Below are 20,943 nucleotides of genomic sequence, written 5' to 3' on the forward strand. Positions count from 1 at the left end.
TTTTTATATAAGGAGGTTTATTTATGTTTCCTCAGTGTTGTTTTAATTGCTTTAATCCTTATGCAATGGACTATGATTCTTCCAATACTTTTAACTTCCGTCAACAGCAGCCAACCACGCAAGATCAAGGTTTTGAACAAGCTCCTGGTTCACCAATAGCTCAAGATATTCAATATACACAAGGATACTTAAGAACACAAATAGGGAAAAGAGTTAGGGTATTTTTCTTAATTGGAACTAATATAGTACAAGATAGAGAAGGGATTTTAACAGATGTTGGAATTAGTTATATTATTCTAAAAGAAACAGGAACAAATATTAATGTATTATGTGATATCTATGCAATTAAATTTGTAAATATATTTCCTTAAAATATGCAATAAAAAATACATAGACTTTAAATACAATTTCAAATTGCATTTAAAGTCTATTGCAATATTATAATAAAATCATCTTATTACCTTAGCTTTAACTAAATCATTCATATTCTTAATAAATATTGTAGTTCCTAATTTAGAATATTTTAAATCTACCAAGGCTAAGCCCAAATTTTTTTTCTTTTTAGGTGAAAAACGTTCTGTAGCAACTATACCTACTTTTTCTCCATCAAAAATAACATTAGAACCAGAAATTTCACTGCTGCATTTATCTCCTGTCTCAAATTTTACAATCTTTCTTTTAATTCCTTTTTCACTTTCTTTTTTCAATGCATTCTTACCAATAAAATCACTTTTTCTTAAATTTACATAAGTTTTTAATCCAGCTTCAAATGGAGTTATATCTTCCAAAAGTTCATCTCCAAAAGGAGGTAGATTAGAATCTAATCTTAATGCATCTCTCACACTTAATCCTGCAGGTTTTATGCCTTCCTCTCTTCCTGCATTTAGTATACTATTCCAAAGTAATTTTAAGTCTTCAGGAAATATATAAATCTCAAATCCATCTTCCCCTGTGTACCCAGTTCTAGAGAGTAGACACTTTGTCCCACAAATGCTTACATCTCTTCTAAAACTCAAATATTTAATTTCTTTAAGATCTATATCTGTTAATTTTTGCAATATAGTCTCTGATTTAGGTCCTTGCAATGCAAGTTGACAGATTTCATTTGAAATATTAATAATACTTACATCATGTTTATTCTTTTTATTTATAAGCCATTTAAAAATTCTTTTTACATTTCCCGAATTAACAGTAATTAGATAATTGCTATCGCTTAATTTATATAACAATACTATCTCAATAACTGCACCATAAGGGTAACACATAAGAGTATACATAGCTCTATTTTCTTCTAAATTTTCAATATCATTAGTTACTAAATTTTGAATAAAATGAAAGGCATCCTTACCTTTTATTTGAATCTTTCCTACATGTGAAATATCAAATAATCCTGCCTTTTTTCTTACGGCCTTATATTCTTCCACTACTCCTTCAAATTGCATAGGTAAAGCCCAGCCTGCAATTTTGCCTATTTTTCCACCATATTCTTCATAAACATTATATAGTGGAGTTTTCTTCAACGCTTCCATACTGTTACCTCCTATGTATTCATAATAATAAAAAAAGGACCATTAGACATATCACTTATAAACGCCCACATGATCCTCTGTTATCCTATTTAAAAACTTTTACATTTAAATATAATCATAAAAGGTTAAAAATAGAATTTCAGAGTTTCGTCCTATAATGTTACATTTACCTGAAAGTTTCTATTAAACTTGTGATGTTTAACATTGCTTCTTCGGTTAACAAAAGTTATCTCACATTATTTTCATCCGAAGTTATATACTTTTTTATTATGTAAATCATTATAACACTTTTCTAATACATTTTTAACCCATTTTTATGAATAAATTATAAAATTTTAGTTATATTTATAAATATCTTATTTGAGAACAATATACTTTAAATAATAATACTTAATTATGCAAGTAATATATAAATTCTACGAAAAACTATATATTTTTCATAATTATTTTAAATAATTTTATATTTAGCAAAATGAATTTAAAATATCATTAATATTATAAATAAAGCATATAATTTTTTTTGTTTATTATTAGTATAATTATTAAATATATTTAATAATTATACTATAATTTTATATTTAACCGTAAATTATTTACAATCATTTTTTTAGTTTTTATAATTACACTTTAAATCCAGATGTCATTTTAATTAGTTTCTTTGACATCTCTGATAAATGTTTTGTATTTTTCTCTATATCAGTCATAGTGCTAAGCTGTTCTTCTATGCTTGTACTTATATTTTCAGTCCCACCAGCTATTTCACTTGAACTGCTAGCTATAGTATTAATAGCCATTTCAATTTCTTTTGTACTCTTTGCTTGCTGTTCATTAGCATTGTTTATTTGCTCTATTTGATTTACTATATCTTGTATATTATATATTATACTTTGCATACTCTCTCCAACCTCGGATGCTTTAGTAACTCCATGAGACACCTTTACTTCAACATGCTCAAATGAGGTTACAGCTGAAGCTGATTTTAACTGATTTTCTTTAACTAATTCAGATATCTGTGCTGCTGCATTATTACTTTCATCTGCAAGCTTTCTAATTTCATCAGCTACTACACTAAAGCCTTTTCCAGCTTCACCTGCACGAGCTGCTTCTATGGCTGCATTTAAAGCTAACATATTCGTTTGAGCTGAAATTCCTGTTATTATTTCAATAATTTCTCCTATTCTCTTTGAAGATATGTCAAGATCACTTATTATCATTGACACTTCTTTTGATGAAGAAGCTATATCTGTTATGGAAGAAACAACTTCCGATATTTTTCCTGCTCCTTCTTCTGCTATTTCTTTTGCCTTTTTACTGTTTACGGAAGTATTTTTTGTTGCTACAGAAGTTGATTCAGAAAATTTAGCTACTTCTGCAAGACTTGCTGAAGTTTCTTCTGAAACAGCAGCTCCATCTGATGTACTAGAGGATATTTCTGAAACAGTATCTGCTATACTATCTAATGACTGTGTTGTTGCTGTTGTTGCATCACTTAAATTTTCACTTAAAGATGTTACAGTTTCAGCTGAAACTGATACTTCCTTAATAATTGAATGAAGTTTGTCCATAAACATGTCAAAACTTCTACTTAAATCTCCCATCTCATCTTTACTGTTATAACCTATTCTTTGAGTTAAATCTCCATTGCTTTCAGAAATTTCCTTCAACTTCTTGGTAACTTTTTTAATTGGATTAACAGTTTCCCTTATTATAATTACAGATAAGATCAAAGTTATAATCATACATATTACTAAAATTGATATTAATATCATTAATGTAAGACCAAAAATCTTTTTACTTTGATCATAAGTGTTATTTGCTGCTTTAACATGATTATTTATAATTTCATCAAAGGATGCAGTTAATGCAGTTTTAGCTTTATCAAAATTAGCAGCATCATTAGGTCCTGAACTACCATTAGCCCCACTTATAGCTCCTTGTTGACCAGAAGTTTTTATAAATTCATCCTTTGCTGCTATAAACTTATCATAATTATCTAATAAAGTTTTGTAATCAGCGTCACTTTTATATTCTGATAATGATTTGTCAATTGATGCTACCTTATTTGCAACATCACTTTTTATAGCATTTTTTGTATTTTCATCACTTGCATCCATTAATGAGCTGCTTTTAGTTCGAATATATTCCACATTTGATTTCATATTCTCTAACTTAACAATTGGAGTCATTCTTGATTCACTTAGTTCTTTAATCCCAATATTAACTAAGGACAATTGTTTTACTGAAGCAACCCCCATTATTAGTAAAAAAATAAGAAAACTAATAGCAAGAAAGCTAATTTTCTGTGCAATTTTTAAGTTTCTAAAAAAATTCATGTAATTATCCTCCTCTGTATTTCTATTGTCTTTGGTACTTTATTGTTTACTACATTTTTACATTAAGTTTATATTTATATTTTAATATTAAATTGTTACAGTTAAGTTACAATTTAAACTTAACTTTAGCTACTTTTCCACATTTTATATGTGTATTCCATTTAAAAGATTTCAAACATTTATTTTACAAAAAAGTACTGACAAAATATATTGTCAGTACTTTTTTTATTTCACATTTATTCGAATCTCAATGCTTCAATAGGACTCAATTTAGAAGCCTTATTAGCAGGGTATACTCCAAAAACTATACCTACAAGAATAGAAAATAGAAATGCTTCTATTACCACATTATTAGATATTACAACAGATGTGTGAAAAAAAGTTTTCATTACATAAGCTGCTACATATCCACCTAAAACACCCAAAATCCCCCCAAAAGTACTTATACCTGCAGATTCTAATAAAAATTGCATCAGAATAGTTTTTCTCTTGGCACCAATGGCTTTTCTTATTCCTATTTCTCTTGTCCTTTCAACTACTGAAACAAGCATAATGTTCATAATTCCTATTCCACCAACAAGCAGAGATATAGCTGCTACTCCTGAAAGCATAGTAGTCATACTATCACTTGTTGAAGTGGCTGTTTCCAACAAACTAGACTGATCCATTATTCTATAATTAGTATTTTCTGAAGAATCACTGCTAAATTTATTGTTTAAAAATAACTGAAGATATCCTTTTGCTTCTGATATTGAATCCTGACTTTCTGCTTCCACATAGAAAGTTTTTATCTCTGAAATCTTAAATAACCTTTGAACAACACTTAAAGGTACTATTATTTTGTCATCTGGAGAATCTTGTCCACTACCACCTTGAGTAGCAAGAACGCCTACTATGGAAAATATACTTCCGTTTATATTAATTTCTTCTCCAACAACATCTGTACTTCCAAACAAAGTATCCGCAGCATTTGTACCAATTACTGCAACTCTATACCTGCTATCTACGTCATCTTGAGTAATAAATCTGCCACTAGTTACGCCTAATTTTCTTATAGTTGCAGAACTTGGTACACATCCTTCAATAGAAGCTGTAGTACTCTTTGAACTGGATTGTGATTTTACTGTGGCATTTTGCTGTGATGCTGAAGGTGCTATATCCTTTATTCCTGGTTTCTTTTTAAGTTCACTTAACTCACTACTTGTTACTGTTATACTTCTTCTTCCCATGATATTTACAGTTATAAGATTAGTTCCTAAACTTGAAATTTTAGAAGCTACGTCTTGTTTAGTTCCCTGACCCATACCTACTAAAGCTATAACAGAAGTAATTCCTATTATTATACCAAGCATAGTAAGGAAAGACCTCATTTTATTGGCTAAAACCGATGAAAATGCCATTTTTATAAGTTTACTAAATTTCATTTAAATCACCTTACTATATTCACAATTTAATTCATCTGATTGAATATATCCATCTTTTACAGTTATTATTCTTTTTGCCTGATGTGCAATTTCATTATCATGAGTTATAAGTACAATTGTATTTCCTTCTTTATTTAGTTCCTTAAGCATTTCAATAACTTCTTTCCCTGTTTTGCTATCTAATGCTCCTGTAGGTTCATCTGCTAATAATAACTCAGGCTCTGTAGCAAGAGCTCTTGCAATAGCAACTCTCTGCTTTTGTCCTCCAGAAAGTTCCGCAGGCCTATGTTTAATATGAGATATCAACCCAACTCTTTCTAGTGATTTCAAAGCTTTTTCTTTCATCTCTTTATTACTTAATCCTTGATATATTAAAGGCAATTCCACATTGCCTAGCACATTCATTTTAGGAAGAAGATTATAATTTTGAAATATAAAGCCTATTTTTCTGTTACGAATCTCAGATAACTTATTATCATTACAATTTGTATCTTCTCCATCAAGAATGTATTCTCCAGAGGTTGGAACATCCAAACAACCTATTATATTCATTAAAGTGGATTTACCTGCTCCAGAAGGCCCCACTATTGATACAAATTCACCTTTTTCTATATTCAGATTAACATCACTTAAAGCACTGTATTCACTACTACCCATTTTATAGACCTTATTAATATTCTTCATCTCTATAACAAGATTCATATTCTACCTCCATTAAACTACATATTAGTTAATTTCGTGGCATTCCTCCTCCACCAGACATTCCTCCACTTGGCATTCCACCTTGTTGATTGATTCTAGTCTTATTTGACTTACTATTGCTATTTGTATTAGTAGTTTGTGTAAGTTCTGTCATAACAACTTGATTATCTTTAAGTCCACTGGTTATTTCAATTAAAGTTTTATTTTTAAGTCCTGTTTTTACTTCTACAAGCTTTCCTGGCCTTACATTATTAGAAGCTTTTCTATTAGACGAAGCTGATCTACTTGTTTGCTCAGAAACCATGACGTATTTCTTTCCATTCTTTTCTGTAACAGCCTCCACTGGAACTGTTAACACATCTGTTTTATTTTGTACTTCAATGCTGACATTTGCATTCATTCCTATTTTCACATTCTCTGGGTTATCTATAGTCACAATTACACTATAAGTTGTTACATTATTGGTAGTTGTACCACTTTGTGAAATAGATTCAACACTACCTTTAAAAGTTTTATCTTTAATATCATCCAATTTTATTGTAGCTGTTTGTCCTACTTTTACTTGGTTAATATCCAATTCATCTACAGCTAGTGTCACTCTCATTTTAGATGTATCTGATATAGTAGCAATAAGCTTTTCATTTGTTACTATTTCACCATTTTTAACATTTAATACTGTTACTATTCCACTTATAGGAGTAGTTATTGTAGACTTAGCTAAATTAGCTTGCTTGTCACTTAAATTTTTTTGTGCCAACTTAATATCATTTTCTTTTTGAGCAATAGTATTATTTAAAGTTTTAGCATCAAGCCTAAATAATATATCTCCTTTATTAACGCTTTGGCCAGCTGATATACAAACTTCTGCTACTTTTCCACTAGAAGGAAATGGAACAGCTGTTTCATAAGAATTATCAGTTCCTACAGTTATCATAGCCATTCCCCCATAAGTAGACTTTATGGAACTAACCTCATCTCCAGCTCCTGCATACACTGCTCTTACTTTTCCACTTATAGGAGCCTTTACTACAAGATCATCTAACTGATTTTTCAATGCTTGCAATTCTAAATAACTGTGCTGCAGCGAAATTTGAGCACTATCCACTGCCTGTTGAGTTGTACTGTCATCAATTTTGCAGAATAAATCACCTTTATTAACAGAAGCACCTAATTTTGCTGTCATTCCATCTACTGTACCAGTGTTAGAGGAAAAAACATTTACTTCATTCACTCCTGTAACAGCACCTGTAGCTTCTACAGTAATATCCAAATTAGTTTTTGTTGCCTTTGATAAAGAATATTTAGTAGATGACAGTACATTTTTAGATGTACTTTTTTTATATGCATAATATCCTCCAAAGCCAACTATAATTATTAAAACTATTACAGCCGATATTTTTAAAATCTTTTCTTTCATGCTCAGAAACCTCCAAATCTAGTTTATCGTCACTATCATTTCCTTAATTTGAACTTTAATTATACTAAGTCATTTTTATCCACATTTTAATTCTACTCTAATAGCTTTATATAAATCTCGGCAAAATTGCGGCAAAATTGTGGCAACTATAAATACCAAACAATTTCAAATGCTATTACAAGACGCTTATGTTAAAATTGATTAAGAGGTGAGTTAATTGAATAAGAAACTGATATATATTGGCGACGATGAAGTTAACATTTGCAACATAATAAAGTCTTTTCTTATCAAAGAAGGCTTCGAAGTAGAAGCATTTAATGATGGTCTTTCTATTCTTGAAGCTTTTAATACTAAAGAACCAGATATGATCATACTAGATATTATGATGCCTGAAATGGATGGATTTTCGCTTTGTTCATTAATCCGCCAAAAAAGCTTCATCCCAATAATAATAGTATCTGCTAAAGACACAGAGCCTGACAAAATAGCAGGCCTTACTTTAGGATGTGATGATTATCTTACTAAACCTTTTAGCCCTATGGAACTCATAGCTAGGATTAAAAGCATTTTTCGTAGAATTGAATTGGATAAAGAGCAACATATTGAAGATAACAAAATTATTACTATTGGAGATATTTCTGTAAATATTAATATAAAAGAAATACATTTTCATGGAAAGAATATAGGCCTTACAGGTATGGAATTTTCATTCATTTATTACCTTATAACAAACAAAAATAGAGCAGTAAGCCGAAGTGAACTATTAGATAAAGTTTGGGGATTCCAAAATGATGTAGAAACTAGGGCTACTGATGATATGGTAAAAAGAATTAGAAAAAAACTGCTAAATGCTGGTTCTTGTTTAAAAATTGATACTGTATGGGGCTTTGGCTTTAAAATACAATTTAAGGAATGATATTATGAAAAAAACTACAATTAAATGGAGAATTTTTAAATATAATATTATTATAATTATTATGTTAATTACACTAACTACAATAATATTTAATATTGCTATTCGTCTATATTTTGAAAAAGATTTATTTATACAATTAAATAAAATTGCATCAAATACTGAACGCATAGCCCTAAAACATGGTCCAGACTTTTTTGTAAAATCAGAAAAAGTTCCACCACCACCTCCTTCACCTCAAAACAGTAATAGCCTTATACATTTTTATTTTATGCTAGATCGTTCATTAAAAGATTCTCTTACTGTTTTAAATGCAAATTATATTTTACTTGATAAATCTAAAAACATATTAACTCCTTTTCCAAGAGAATCATCTGTAAATTCAGCTGATATATTAAAACAAATAAATGAGACTGCAAGTAAATCAAAAAAACTTAGTTCTAAAAATTATTTGAACTTTTATTTATCTGGTACTGAATATATAGCACTAGTTAAACCTGTATCTGAAAAAAATTCCTTTGGATTAGGATGGATAATCATATATTCAAACATTGAAAAAGTAAAACAATTGCAAATTGGAATAAATATTGTTCTTTCTATTATTTTAATTTTTTCATCATTGATTATTTTAATTTTTTCATCTATTTTATCAAAAAAAATATCTTCTCCATTTTCTACACTCAGTCAGCATATAAGATCTATTTCTGAAAGAAACTTTGATACCAAAATTAATATGTCTGTAGATGATGAATTACGTGAATTTGTAAATAATATCAATATTATGTCTGAAAAATTAGAAATATATGATAAAGCACAAAAAACCTTTTTTCAGAATGCATCTCACGAATTTAGGACTCCACTTATGTCAATCCAAAGTTATGCCGAAGGCATAAAGTATAAGGTGGTTGATACCGATGAGGCTGCGGACATTATAATTGATGAAACAAAACGATTAACTCATTTAGTTGAAGATTTACTTTACTTATCTAGGCTTAATACAATAGATGATAATTATCATTATAATAATTTGGATTTTAACGATTTAATAAAAAGCTGTGTTAAACGCATGAATACTATCACTGTAAATAATAATATAAAAATCATTCTAAACAACATAGATAAAAAAATTGAAATAAATGCAGATGAAGAAAAACTTTCTCGAGCAATTGCTAATATAATAAGTAATTGTATCAGATATGCATCTAGTGTTGTTATATTAACAGTTAAAGTTATAGATAGTAAAATAATCTTAACTATATCTGATGATGGAATAGGTTTTCAAGAAAATGATCTTCCTAATATATTTGAAAGATTTTATAAAGGTAAAAAAGGTAACTTTGGTTTAGGCTTGCCTATCAGCAAAAATATTATTGAAAAACATAATGGAAAAATCATCGCTAAAAATTCTGATTCAGGAGCATTGTTTATAATTGAATTGCCATTAATCAAAATCACCTAGTTTTCGTAATTTATAATTAAACGCACAATTTATCCATAATATGCCAACTGTGACATAATTGTAACATGCCTGTAACAATCTACAATTATAATTATTATGAGATAAATTATTATTTTTAAAGAAAGGGTGATATTATGAACGTTAATACTACAAATGACATTTATCAATATTTACTTAATCCTCTTTATAATAACAACTTAACAACTAATAGTACTAACAACTCTGATTCAAATGACTCAAATACTGATATAACTACTGACTCAATTCAATTAAGCAAAAAAGCTCTTGACACTTTAAGCTCTACAACATCATCAATAAAATATGGACAACCATATACTAATAGCATCAATAACTTTATTGCCCCTAACATTAACTTATCTGATGGAATTAAATCAAAACTTAGTAGTCTTGTAACTGCTGGAACTATTACTCAAGATCAAGAAGATAAAATTGAAGATTTTATTCAACAAAAAAATGAAGAAAGAAAATCTGAAATGGATACACTTAAAAATATGAGTGCTAGTGATAGAAAATCTTATTTGGAACAAAAGAAATCTGAAGGTAAACCTGACCTTTTAAAAGATTTAGTAAGTGCAAATATTATATCTCAGGATCAAGCTAATTCAATAGGAAGCCTTACTCCTACCCCACCAAACAAACTTTCTAATATGTATAAAAATAATTTAAATACAACAGTAAAATCTACACTAGATAACCTAGTAAATTCAAACGTTATAACTCAAGATCAAGAAGATACTATTATAAATTCTATTGATGAAAATATAAATAAATCAAATACTGAAACTAATTCATCCCAGAATCAAGAAAGCTAGAATAACAAAATAAAATTTTATTTATAAATATCCAATAAAAATTTAATATATACATAATGTAAACTCGCTTAATTAGCTATATTAACTAAGTAAATAAGTTACACTAGCTTTGGATGTTTATAAACTAGCATATATTAAAGACTAAAGAGGAAGGTAAAGTCATCTTCCTCTTTTTATCAATAAACCTTACTTAGTGGAAATGTTTCAGTCGTCATCCATTAGGTAAAACTTTTTCACTAATTAGAACTTTGAGATGTTTGGCTACTACTGTTTGAAGTTGATTGTCCATTGTTCTTTTGAGGCATATTAGCACTTATCTTTTGCATAACAGCATCCGCTTGAGCTTGAGTTATAACCCCATCAGTTACTAGTTTGCTTAAAGGACTTTTACCTTTATTTTGATCGTTTCCTTGTAAGCTAGCTTGTCCATTTGATTGCTGATTGCTTTGTTGGCTACTTTGTTGATTTTGATTATTGTTCTGACCGTTATCTTGTGGTGGTTTGTTATCTCCACCTTTATTATCTGGTTTAGTTGTAAGAGCTGTTAGAATCTTATCTGATTGAGTTTGGTTTATAGTTCCTGCTGTTACAAGAGTTTTAAGACTTTCTTGTATCTGTGTTTTTCTTTCATCTGAGTTACTTGTTTTATTGCTACTCTGTGACGTTGTTTGTTTAGTACTACTAGCACTAGTACTGCTTTTACTACCACAACCTGCAAACAGAGATACTGACATAGCGACTGTAACTAAACACATAACAGATTTACTAAATAAATTATGTTTTTTCATTTTTATTATACCTTCCTTTTTTATACTTAATATTAACTTTATTTACTAATATTAATACTTTTTTATCACAATTTCATAACAATTTCATAACAATTTAACAACAATTTACTTTATTTGAATAATATTTGTTGTTTAAATTTTAAAACCGTCGATATTAACAGCTAACCTTTGAAGGTTTGCTAATACCAACGGCTTTATATAATGATTCCTAATTTATTTTAAAATTCTCCATAATTACTGATAGCTTTTCTGCCTCTTCTGCATTTTTATCAACTTCTTGTGTTATAAGCATATTTTTATCATTTACTGCAGATACACCTTCTGCTATTTCTCCCGAAGCTTTTGCAACTTCACCTACAGAAACAGCAACTTCCTCCATACTTTTTACAATCTGATCTACAGCACTAGAAATACTTTCTGAAACTTCCGAAAAATTTTCCACTATAGATTTAACAGTACTTCCATCATTTTTATATTGTTTACTTATCTCTATTAAATTTCCATAATCCTTTAAAACATCACTTTCAATAAACACTAGAACTTCCTTAGATGAATTAGACAGTTCTTCTACAGCAGTTAAAACCTTTTTAACATTAGTTTGTATTTCAACAACTGCGTTAGATGATTCCTCTGCAAGTTTACGCACTTCTTCTGCAACTACTGCAAATCCCTTTCCGTGTTCTCCTGCACGTGCAGCTTCTATAGCTGCATTTAATGATAATAAATTTGTTTGTTCTGCTATATCTAAAATGCTATTAGCCATTTCTGATATATTTTTAACTACTTTAGAATCTTCTATAGCTTTTTCTAATTTATCTTTGGCATACTTATAAATTTTTTCTGCATTTTCCTTAGCCTGTGAAGAATTTTTGTTTATATCATCAGCTTTTTTTTCTATTGCAATAGCAATATTTAATCCTTCTTTAGCCTTTTCAGCTGAAACATTTACTTCTTCCTTTACTGTAGTTGCCATTGATGTTACTTCTTCTGATGATGCTGCAGACTCTTCCATCCCTGCTGATATTTGCTCTGTAGATGCTGATATACTCTGAACCTGAGAGTTTACCTCTTCAAACATTTTTACCGTTCTATTTACACTTTCAGTTGTACTTTCACTCTGATTTTTCACTTCAACTATTGTTCCTTTTAAAACCTTTACAGCATCATTTAATGCTTTAACTGTTTGACCAATCTCATCATTTGCAAGAACTTCTATCTCGAAATTAAAATCTCCCTGAGCTAATTTATTTGCTGCCTCTGATAATTCTTTCATCTGTGATTTTATACTTTTAATAATAACATATGAGAATATCACAATTAAAATTAAACATGCAATACCAATAATAATCATCAATTGTATAACTTTTTGTGAAGAAGCATTAGCCTCTGCTCCTTGCTGTTTAGATGATTCATCTTGTAAATCTACCATACTTTGAATATTAGAAATCAAAGCATTTTGAGGCTTTTCCATTTTATTAAACATAATCAATAATTCTTCGTTAGTTACACCAACTCTCATTCCATTTTTTATAGTATCATTAATAATTGGGATAACATCTTCTTTACTAGATTTCATTTTATCAAATATTTCTTTACCTTTTTGTGTAGAAAGTAGTTTTTGTAATTCATTTTGTGCATTTTCATATTGTGATAAATTTTCGTCTATTTCCTTTTTCTTTGAAGCCATGTAATTCGTATCATTACTAACTCCAATGTCTCTAACGTCTATTGCTATTCTATTAATGTATCCCCTCATATCAGTGGCTAATTTTACTTTTCTATTGTTTACATTAATCATTTGATATAATAATGCGTTTGATTCCTTAAGTTTAACTATAGATGCAGCTGAAATGATAATAAGCATAACCATCATAACACCAAAACTAAATAAAAGCTTGCTTGTTAGTTTTACTTTTTTTAAATTCATAACTTCACCCCTTTTATAAAAATTATATACATATATATCGACTGTTTATTTTGTAAATTAACATTATTTTTAAATATGTGTACTATTTCATATCAAAATTTTTTTAAAAATGTAATTTTACAAAAGTATATTTAATAATATTACATTTTTTACTAATATGTGAAATTTATTTATATTTAATCATAATATTTCAAAAATTATGTATATTAATTTTTACTATCAATGAATTTTATTGCAAATTTTTATATGCCATGCAATAATTACTATATAAAGCATTTATGCGGAGGTGAAATATTAATGGACATATTTGTAGCAAGACAACCTATCTTTAACAAAAATAATAAAGTTATAGCATATGAATTACTTTTTAGAAATAGCTATGATAATAAATATACAAATGAAGATGGAGATACTGCTACTTTAAATGTAATAAATAGTTTGTATACTCTAGGAATAGATAATGTTACAAATGGAAAAAATGTTTTCATTAATTTTACTGAAAACTTATTAAATCATGACTTTATTGCATTATTGCCTCCTAATGTTGTGACAATTGAAATATTAGAAGATGTTTATCCAAGTAAAAAAATCATATTAGAATGTAAAAAATTGAAGAAACAAGGATATACTATTGCCCTCGATGATTTTATATTTGATGAAAAACACATCAATCTTATACAGATTGCTGATATTGTAAAAGTGGATTTCTCCATAACTAAAGGATATGAAAGAAAAGATATAATAAAAAAAGTAAACTCAAATAATATTAAGTTTCTTGCAGAAAAAGTTGAGACTATAGATGAATTTAATGAAGCAAAATCATTAGGATATTCATATTTTCAAGGTTACTATTTTAGTAAACCTATAATACTTTCTGGAAAGGATATTCCACATGATAAACTTATTAACTTTAAGATTTTAAAAGAATTAACTAAGGAAAACCTTGATATTGAGGGCTTAGAAAAGCTTATATTGATAGACATTTCTCTTTCCTTTAAATTATTAAGATTAGTAAACTCAACAGCATTTTCATTAAAAAACAAAGTAAACTCAATAAAACAAGCAATTTCATTGCTTGGAGAAAGAGAAATAAAAAAATGGATATATGTAGTTATAATACGTTCTCTAGCAGAAAATAAACCAAATGAATTAATAAATTGTACACTTATTAGAGCTAAATTTGCAGAATTACTATGTATTAAAATGGGCTTAAAATACAAAAGTTACAGTTCGTACATTACAGGTTTACTTTCATTTATTGATGTAATTTTAAATCAACCCATTGAAATAATAATAAAAGATCTGTGTTTATCAGTTGAAATTAAAGATGCTCTATTAAATAAAGAAAATATATTAAGTTCAATAATTAAATTAATAACTTTTTATGAAAAAGGACTTTGGCACGAGGTGGATTTATATTCAAAAAAATTAAATGTTAGTGATGAAGATTTATCACTATGCTATTTTGAATCCTTAAACTGGTTAAAACAACTTAATGGCTATTAAGTTTTACCTTATAGCCACTATTTTTACTTTTATTCTTTTTTAACCACCTATTTGATACATCATTTTTAAACTATGACTTTTATTATCACATTCTAAATGGTGTTGTGAAGGTTTATTATATATAATGTCTTTTAAAACTGAAGTGAGTAAACCTTCATTATCTAAATATTCTCTTATATTTATTTCTTTAGCTGAATGAAGACAAGGCTTAATTGTTCCCATAGATGTAAGCCTTATTCTATTACAATTACTACAAAACTTACAACTTAATGGACTAATAAATCCTACTTTACCTTTTGAATCAACAAGCTTGTACATAGATGCAGTACTTCTTTTATCAGATTCTAAAGGTATAAGCTCTGGAAACTCATTTAAAACCTCTTCTGAAGACATAAATCCATTTTTATAAAGCTTTTCACCTTCTCCTATAGGCATAAGTTCTATAAATCTTATTTCTACAGGTATTTCCCTAGTAAGATCTATAAAACTTTTTATTTCATCATCATTTATACCTTTTATAAGTACTGTATTAACTTTTACTTTAATACCCAGATTTATGCATTTTTCTATTGCTTTTAATACTTTATTTAAATCTCCACCCCTAGTTATATAACTAAACTTATCTTCTTTTAAAGTATCTAAACTTATATTTACTCTCTTAAGGCCTGCTTCTTTTAACTCATCAGCTAAATCATATAAAAGTATTCCATTAGTAGTTATAGCTATATCCTTAATTTGTTGTATTTTAGAAGTTTCACTTATTAATGAACTTATATTTTTTAATATTAAAGGTTCTCCACCTGTATACCTTATTTTTTTTATTCCAAGAGGAACTGCTACTCTTATAATCTTTAAAACTTCTTCAAATCTAATGACATCTTCATGACATTTTTTAAGTACACCCTGTTCAGGCATACAATATATGCATCTTAAATTACATCTATCTGTAAGGGAAATTCTAAGGTAGTCTATATTTCTTCCATAGTTATCAATCATTTTATACCCACCTTTAATTATAAATATTAGTATATATTCTCGTGTTACTTAATATCATATAACGCTTTTAAATATTATTCAACACAATTTATATTTTTTTAATGGTTTCAGCATGAAATATTTTAAATTTTTCAAAAATTTCTTCATTTTCCAAAATAATATCTATATAAGAAATATTTTTATTAGCTTTAGCATTTCTTCTTATAATGTTATAATTACTTTAAAATTATAATTACTTAAGAGGTGGTACAATAATGAATTCTGTATATTTTGATAATGCCGCAACAAGTTTTCCTAAAGCACCAGGAGTTGCTGAAAGTATGGTAAATTATATAACAAATATAGGCTGTAATGTAAATAGAGGTGCTTATGCCTCTGCTCTTCAAGCTCAACGAGTACTTTTTGATACTCGTAATTTAATCTGTTCTTTTTTTAACTTTGATACTCCTGAAAATGTTGTCTTTACAAAAAACATTACTGAAAGTTTAAATATTTTAATTAAAGGTTTACTAAAACCTGGTGATCATGTACTAGTATCTTCTATGGAACATAATGCTGTTATGCGTCCTCTAACCTCTATGGAAAAATCTTCTGTAGAATTTTCCAGGATTCCTTGTAATATTGATGGTACACTTAATTTAGAAGATCTTGAAAAATACTTAAAACCAAATACAAAAGCTGTTATTATGACTCACGCTTCTAATGTATGTGGTACTATTTTACCTCTCATACAAGTTGGAGAATTCTGTAAGAAACATAATTTATACTTTTTAATTGATAGTGCTCAAACTGCAGGATTTTTAGATTTAGACTTTAAAGCCTTAAATGCAAACGCTATAGCGTTTACTGGTCATAAGGCACTTCTTGGACCTCAAGGTATGGGAGGCTTTATAATAGATACAAATCTTGTACCACTAGTTGATCCATTTATAGAAGGTGGTACTGGAAGTGTTTCGTCTTCAGAAAAACAGCCTGATTATATGCCAGATAAATATGAAGCTGGTACTATGAACATTCCTGGAGTATTTGGATTAAATGCCTCACTAAATTATTTAAAGGACATAGGTCTTAAAACTATAAGAGAAAAAGAACTTCATCTTACAGAACTTTTTATAAATAAGATTAAAAACATGGACAATGTAAGATTGGTAGGCTTAAATGGAATAGATAATAGAACTGCTGTTGTATCTCTTGATTTTACAAACAGCGATAATGCGGAAGTTTCATTTAAACTATCAAGTGAATACTCAATACTTAACAGATGTGGCCTTCATTGCGCTCCATCAGCACATAAAACCCTTAACACTTATCCTCAAGGTACTGTTCGCTTGAGCTTCAGTCATACTAACACAGAAGAAGAAATTAATTATGCTATAGATTGCATTTACAAATGTATCAAATAATTATGTGACACAACCTTTTCAGAGGACAGTTAAGGAGGAAAACTCACCTTCATTGTCCTCTGTCCTCTGTCAAATGTCCTCTAAAAAAGTTGTGTCGCATTATGTTATATTAAGTGAAAATTTTATATGTGTAAAAGTTAGGTATTTACTGTATAAAAAATAAGTTTACTATATTGTAGTAAATTTATATTTAATATAATATTCCTCTTGCTTATTTGGTGACAATACTATATCTCCAAAGTTTTCATGATGTATTGAATCAGGTAATGTTTGAGCTTCTAGAGCTACTCCAAATTCAGGCGCTACTTTCTTATTTTGAACCTTCCAAATCTGATCTACAACATTAAGAGTATAAACTACTAATCCATTACGATTTGACTCAATATCAAGACGTCTACCTGTGTCATGATTAATTAAAGTTGCTATATTTCCACTATTATCTACCTTAAAAGGATGATCAATTCCACTTATTTTAAAATGTTTTTTTACATCTTTAATTGCCTGTGATAAATCTTTCTGTTTTCTAAAATCTAATGGTGTTTCAGATACATCATTTAATTTGCCAGTTGGTACTAAATCATCAGCAAGTTCAGTATAGTTATCTGCATTAATTTGTAATGTATGTCCTGATAACAATTTGCTAAAATCATTATTTAAATTAAAATATGAATGAATTGTAGGATTAAAAAGTGTATAATCATCAGATATACCTTTAAAAGTAATTAGAACTTCATCATTATCATTAAGTGTATATATTATTTTCACCTTCAAATTTGCTGGAAAACCATCTTCTTCAGCTGTAATTGTTCTATAAAAAATTATACTGTTATCATCTTTAGATTCTACTACTTCGCTATTCCATATTAATGTATCGAAACCATTTTCTCCACCATGTAGTGTATTTTCTCCCTCATTAGTTGGAACCTTATATAAAGTATCTTTAATTTGAAATTTGCCTTTAGCTATACGACCACCAACTCTTCCTATGGCTGCCCCTAGAAACATACTTCTATCTTTTAAATAACTATCTAAATTATCAAAACCTAATAAAACATTTGATAAGTTTTCTTGTTTGTCTTTTACAAAAATTTCTGTTAATTTAGCTCCATAGGAAATACAAGAAACTTTCATTCCATTACTATTTGTCATTGTATACTTTCTAATTTCCTTTTCTCCAATATGTCCAAATAGTTCACTTTGAACCATGTTACTCATCCCCTCATATCATATTTTTACAAAAACGGAACTATTATACTAATTTCTTAGTATAATAGTTCCTATTTTATCATTATAATAATCCGTTAGCAATTACACATGCCACTGCCATTTAGCAACTTCAGGAAGATCTTCACCAAAGTCACGAATGTATTTATTATGTTCAACTATTTTGTCGTTCATTAATTGAACAAGGTGTGCACCACGATTTCCAAGTTGAGGTAAATTTTGTACTACATCTTTTACAAGATTAAATCTGTCTAATTTATTCTGAACACGCATATCAAATGGAGTCGTAATTGTACCCTCTTCTTGATAACCATGAACATGTAAGTTATGATTAGCACGATGATAAGTTAATTGATTAACTAAATGAGCATATCCATGGAAAGCAAATATAATTGGCTTATCTGTTGTAAACAATGTATTATAATCTTCTTCACTTAATCCATGAGGATGTTCATTTTCAGGCATTAGTTTCATCATATCTACTACATTTACAAAACGAATTTTAAGCTCTGGTAAATGTTCACGTAAAATTGTAACTGCTGCTAATCCTTCTAAAGTTGGAGTATCACCACAAGTACCTATAACTACATCAGGTTCTTGTCCCTGGTCATTACTTGCAAAGTCCCAAATACTAGCACCCTGTTCTACATGCTTAACAGCTTGTTCCATAGTTAACCATTGTTGTCTTGGGTGTTTTGATGTAACTAATACATTGATTTTATGTTTAATATGAAGACAATGATCAAAAACAGCAAGTAAAGTATTAGCATCAGCTGGTAAATAAGCTCTGACTATTTCTGGTTTCTTATCTACTATATGACCAAGTAAACCTGGATCCTGGTGTGTATAGCCATTATGATCCTGCTGCCATACATTAGATGTAGCTATTAAATTTAAAGAAGCTATATCTTTTCTCCAAGGAAGTTCTGAAGTTACTTTTAACCACTTTCCATGTTGAGTGATCATAGAATCTACAATACGAAGGAAAGCTTCATAGCTTGAAAAGAAACCATGACGTCCAGTTAATAAGTATCCTTCTAACCAACCTTCACATAAATGTTCACTAAGCATTGAATCTACAATTCTTCCATCATGAGCTAAGAATTCATCATTTGGTTCATTTATTTCTGGTAACCATTGACGTTTAGTTCCTTCAAATAATGCCCATAAACGGTTGGACATAGTTTCATCTGGTCCAAAGATACGGAAGTTACGATTTTCTTCGTTTAATTTAACTACATCACGTAGATATTTTGCAAGTTCAATCATATCCTGTGAAGTAGTAGCTCCTGGAGTAGGTACATCTACAGCATAATCACGAAAATCAGGAGTACGAAGTTCCTTTAATAATAAACCACCATTTGTATGTGGATTTGATGCCATTCTTTTATTTCCCTTTGGAGTTAATTCTTGAAGTTCAGGAACTAATCTACCATTTTCATCAAATAATTCTTCTGGTTTATAGCTCTTTAACCATTTTACCAAATCATCTAAATGTTCTGTGTGACAACGGTCTACTGGAAGAGGTACCTGGTGCGCACGGAAAGAACCTTCATTTGGAACTCCATCAACCATTTTAGGACCTGTCCATCCCTTTGGAGTACGTAAAACAATCATTGGCCACTTAGGACGAGCAGCATCATTATTTTTACGAGCATTTTCTTGGATTCTAAGAATTTCTTCAGTTACTATATCAAGTGTATTAGCCATTAATTCATGCATAGTTTTAGGATCTTCGCCTTCCACAAAATAAGGCTTCCATCCATTTCCTTCAAAGAACTTTTTTAATTCTTCATTAGGAATACGTGATAATATAGTAGGATTACTAATTTTGTAACCATTCAAATGTAATATTGGAAGTACTGCACCATCTGTAATAGGATTTAAAAATTTATTTGCCTGCCATGAAGTAGCAAGTGGACCAGTTTCAGATTCACCATCACCAACAACACAAGCAGTAATTAAACTAGGATTATCAAAAACTGCACCAAATGAGTGAGCTAAAGAATAACCTAATTCTCCACCTTCATGTATAGAACCAGGAGTTTCAGGTGCCATATGGCTAGAAATTCCGCCTGGGAAAGAAAATTGTTTGCATAGTTTCTTTAAACCAGGAATATCACGAGCAACATTTGGGTAAACTTCACTGTAAGTTCCATCTAAATAAGCATTGGATACCATAACTTGACCACCATGTCCTGGTCCAGAAACATAAATCATGTCTAAATCATACTTTTTTATAACTCTATTTAAATGAGCATAAATAAAGTTTTGTCCAGGAATAGTTCCCCAATGTCCAACTACTTTTCCTTTTAAATGTTCAGGCTTTAAAGGTTCTTTAAGTAAAGGATTGTCTAATAAATATAATTGTGCTGCAGATAAATAATTAGCAGCACGCCAATAAGCATCCACTTTTTTTAAGTATTCTGGTGTAATATTTCCTTCACCTGTATGTTCTTTTGTTGTTATAACTTTCATAATATTCCTCC

General features: G+C 29.0%; 16 protein-coding genes and 1 riboswitch. Of the genes, 6 read left to right on the plus strand and 10 right to left on the minus strand.

Annotation, left to right across the window (positions count from 1 at the left end):
- Window positions 1–23: 23 nt before the first annotated feature.
- Window positions 24–371 (plus strand): hypothetical protein, encoded by a 348-nt coding sequence (locus EG57_RS0202435; RefSeq protein WP_032075718.1) that lies wholly within the window; start codon window positions 24–26, stop codon window positions 369–371.
- Between the two features lie 78 nt (window positions 372–449).
- Here the strand turns inward: EG57_RS0202435 and gcvT are convergent, their stop codons facing one another.
- The 5 genes from gcvT to EG57_RS0202460 all read right to left on the minus strand — a co-directional run bounded on the left by gcvT (window position 450) and on the right by EG57_RS0202460 (window position 7,405).
- Window positions 450–1,529 carry a glycine cleavage system aminomethyltransferase GcvT gene (gene gcvT, locus EG57_RS0202440; protein ID WP_032075719.1) on the minus strand — a complete coding sequence of 360 codons (1,080 nt, stop codon included), beginning with the start codon at window positions 1,527–1,529 and terminating at the stop codon, window positions 450–452.
- A 148-nt stretch (window positions 1,530–1,677) separates the two neighbouring features.
- Window positions 1,678–1,775: riboswitch (glycine riboswitch) on the minus strand.
- A gap of 374 nt (window positions 1,776–2,149) precedes the next feature.
- On the minus strand, window positions 2,150–3,862 hold the full coding sequence (locus tag EG57_RS0202445; RefSeq protein WP_032075720.1) for a methyl-accepting chemotaxis protein: 1,713 nt from the start codon (window positions 3,860–3,862) through the stop codon (window positions 2,150–2,152).
- Between the two features lie 236 nt (window positions 3,863–4,098).
- Window positions 4,099–5,286, minus strand: a complete 1,188-nt coding sequence (locus EG57_RS0202450) for an ABC transporter permease (RefSeq protein ID WP_032075721.1) — start codon at window positions 5,284–5,286, stop codon at window positions 4,099–4,101.
- Window positions 5,287–5,988, minus strand: coding sequence for an ABC transporter ATP-binding protein (locus EG57_RS0202455; protein ID WP_032075722.1), 702 nt, complete (start codon window positions 5,986–5,988; stop codon window positions 5,287–5,289).
- A gap of 28 nt (window positions 5,989–6,016) precedes the next feature.
- Window positions 6,017–7,405, minus strand: a complete 1,389-nt coding sequence (locus EG57_RS0202460; protein WP_032075723.1) for an efflux RND transporter periplasmic adaptor subunit — start codon at window positions 7,403–7,405, stop codon at window positions 6,017–6,019.
- Between the two features lie 217 nt (window positions 7,406–7,622).
- Between EG57_RS0202460 and EG57_RS0202465 the strand changes: the two genes are divergently transcribed.
- From EG57_RS0202465 to EG57_RS0202475, 3 genes are all read left to right on the plus strand, one after another.
- A complete protein-coding gene (locus EG57_RS0202465) occupies window positions 7,623–8,321 on the plus strand; it encodes a response regulator transcription factor (protein ID WP_032075724.1) in 699 nt (232 codons plus the stop codon).
- Between the two features lie 4 nt (window positions 8,322–8,325).
- Window positions 8,326–9,777, plus strand: a complete 1,452-nt coding sequence (locus tag EG57_RS0202470; RefSeq protein ID WP_032075787.1) for a HAMP domain-containing sensor histidine kinase — start codon at window positions 8,326–8,328, stop codon at window positions 9,775–9,777.
- Window positions 9,778–9,911: 134 nt separating this feature from the next.
- The gene (locus tag EG57_RS0202475) at window positions 9,912–10,610 is read left to right on the plus strand and encodes a hypothetical protein (RefSeq protein WP_032075725.1); all 699 of its coding nucleotides are present in this window, start codon (window positions 9,912–9,914) and stop codon (window positions 10,608–10,610) included.
- A gap of 236 nt (window positions 10,611–10,846) precedes the next feature.
- On the opposite strand, the gene EG57_RS0202480 is transcribed toward EG57_RS0202475, so the two are convergent.
- Entirely contained in the window at window positions 10,847–11,398 is a 552-nt protein-coding gene (locus EG57_RS0202480; protein ID WP_032075726.1) for a hypothetical protein, read from the minus strand.
- Between the two features lie 208 nt (window positions 11,399–11,606).
- Window positions 11,607–13,325 carry a methyl-accepting chemotaxis protein gene (locus EG57_RS0202485; RefSeq protein WP_032075727.1) on the minus strand — a complete coding sequence of 573 codons (1,719 nt, stop codon included), beginning with the start codon at window positions 13,323–13,325 and terminating at the stop codon, window positions 11,607–11,609.
- 297 nt (window positions 13,326–13,622) lie between these two features.
- On the opposite strand from EG57_RS0202485, the gene EG57_RS0202490 reads away from it, so the two are divergent.
- Window positions 13,623–14,831: an EAL and HDOD domain-containing protein gene (locus EG57_RS0202490; RefSeq protein ID WP_032075728.1), complete on the plus strand. Its 1,209-nt coding sequence runs from the start codon at window positions 13,623–13,625 to the stop codon at window positions 14,829–14,831.
- Window positions 14,832–14,870: 39 nt separating this feature from the next.
- Here the strand turns inward: EG57_RS0202490 and moaA are convergent, their stop codons facing one another.
- Window positions 14,871–15,827, minus strand: a complete 957-nt coding sequence (gene moaA, locus EG57_RS0202495; protein WP_032075729.1) for a GTP 3',8-cyclase MoaA — start codon at window positions 15,825–15,827, stop codon at window positions 14,871–14,873.
- 254 nt (window positions 15,828–16,081) lie between these two features.
- On the opposite strand from moaA, the gene EG57_RS0202500 reads away from it, so the two are divergent.
- A complete protein-coding gene (locus EG57_RS0202500; RefSeq protein ID WP_032075730.1) occupies window positions 16,082–17,230 on the plus strand; it encodes an aminotransferase class V-fold PLP-dependent enzyme in 1,149 nt (382 codons plus the stop codon).
- Window positions 17,231–17,398: 168 nt separating this feature from the next.
- On the opposite strand, the gene EG57_RS0202505 is transcribed toward EG57_RS0202500, so the two are convergent.
- Window positions 17,399–18,436, minus strand: coding sequence for an aldose epimerase family protein (locus tag EG57_RS0202505; RefSeq protein WP_032075731.1), 1,038 nt, complete (start codon window positions 18,434–18,436; stop codon window positions 17,399–17,401).
- A 102-nt stretch (window positions 18,437–18,538) separates the two neighbouring features.
- Window positions 18,539–20,932 carry a phosphoketolase family protein gene (locus EG57_RS0202510; RefSeq protein WP_032075732.1) on the minus strand — a complete coding sequence of 798 codons (2,394 nt, stop codon included), beginning with the start codon at window positions 20,930–20,932 and terminating at the stop codon, window positions 18,539–18,541.
- Window positions 20,933–20,943: the final 11 nt, after the last annotated feature.

The organism is Clostridium drakei, assembly GCF_000633595.2.
Taxonomy (GTDB): Bacteria; Bacillota; Clostridia; order Clostridiales; family Clostridiaceae; genus Clostridium_AM; species Clostridium_AM drakei.

Bases quoted from the DNA above. Each gene is read 5' to 3' on its own strand.
- EG57_RS0202435 (WP_032075718.1), top strand. From the start codon at position 24: ATGTTTCCTCAGTGTTGTTTTAATTGCTTTAATCCTTATGCAATGGAC.
- gcvT (WP_032075719.1), bottom strand. From the start codon at position 1,529: ATGGAAGCGTTGAAGAAAACTCCACTATATAATGTTTATGAAGAATAT.
- EG57_RS0202445 (WP_032075720.1), bottom strand. From the start codon at position 3,862: ATGAATTTTTTTAGAAACTTAAAAATTGCACAGAAAATTAGCTTTCTT.
- EG57_RS0202450 (WP_032075721.1), bottom strand. From the start codon at position 5,286: ATGAAATTTAGTAAACTTATAAAAATGGCATTTTCATCGGTTTTAGCC.
- EG57_RS0202455 (WP_032075722.1), bottom strand. From the start codon at position 5,988: ATGAATCTTGTTATAGAGATGAAGAATATTAATAAGGTCTATAAAATG.
- EG57_RS0202460 (WP_032075723.1), bottom strand. From the start codon at position 7,405: ATGAAAGAAAAGATTTTAAAAATATCGGCTGTAATAGTTTTAATAATT.
- EG57_RS0202470 (WP_032075787.1), top strand. From the start codon at position 8,326: ATGAAAAAAACTACAATTAAATGGAGAATTTTTAAATATAATATTATT.
- EG57_RS0202475 (WP_032075725.1), top strand. From the start codon at position 9,912: ATGAACGTTAATACTACAAATGACATTTATCAATATTTACTTAATCCT.
- EG57_RS0202480 (WP_032075726.1), bottom strand. From the start codon at position 11,398: ATGAAAAAACATAATTTATTTAGTAAATCTGTTATGTGTTTAGTTACA.
- EG57_RS0202485 (WP_032075727.1), bottom strand. From the start codon at position 13,325: ATGAATTTAAAAAAAGTAAAACTAACAAGCAAGCTTTTATTTAGTTTT.
- EG57_RS0202490 (WP_032075728.1), top strand. From the start codon at position 13,623: ATGGACATATTTGTAGCAAGACAACCTATCTTTAACAAAAATAATAAA.
- moaA (WP_032075729.1), bottom strand. From the start codon at position 15,827: ATGATTGATAACTATGGAAGAAATATAGACTACCTTAGAATTTCCCTT.
- EG57_RS0202500 (WP_032075730.1), top strand. From the start codon at position 16,082: ATGAATTCTGTATATTTTGATAATGCCGCAACAAGTTTTCCTAAAGCA.
- EG57_RS0202505 (WP_032075731.1), bottom strand. From the start codon at position 18,436: ATGGTTCAAAGTGAACTATTTGGACATATTGGAGAAAAGGAAATTAGA.
- EG57_RS0202510 (WP_032075732.1), bottom strand. From the start codon at position 20,932: ATGAAAGTTATAACAACAAAAGAACATACAGGTGAAGGAAATATTACA.